The organism is Bacillus sp. SIMBA_008 (genome assembly GCF_046535495.1).
Taxonomy (GTDB): domain Bacteria; phylum Bacillota; class Bacilli; order Bacillales; family Bacillaceae; genus Bacillus; species Bacillus subtilis.
Genome location: NZ_JAWRWL010001238.1, coordinates 1 through 237, shown reverse-complemented (window position 1 = coordinate 237; position 237 = coordinate 1). Strand labels below are relative to the sequence as shown.

Annotated in this window: 1 protein-coding gene; it reads left to right on the top strand. The window is 47.3% G+C overall.

What is annotated here, in order from left to right; genetic code table 11:
* Positions 1-237 (top strand): SNF2 helicase-associated domain-containing protein (locus tag SB658_RS27390; RefSeq protein ID WP_410603701.1); only part of this gene is annotated, 237 nt, incomplete at both ends.

Here is a 237-nt window from a genome sequence, read left to right as displayed (position 1 = left end):
GAAAGCACCATGATGCTAAAAGCAAGGATTTCCTCTACTCCAAGAGGCGAGTCGCATGTCGGAATGGATGCCTTGATGGACTTTAATTGGCGCTTTGCTACAAACGGCATCGAGCTGACAGAAGATGAGTTCAACGAGCTTGTCCAAAGTAAACGGCGCCTTGTCAATATTCGTGGACAATGGATCAAAATCGACCCAACCTTCATCCAGCAAATGAAAAAATGGATGGAGCGCGCC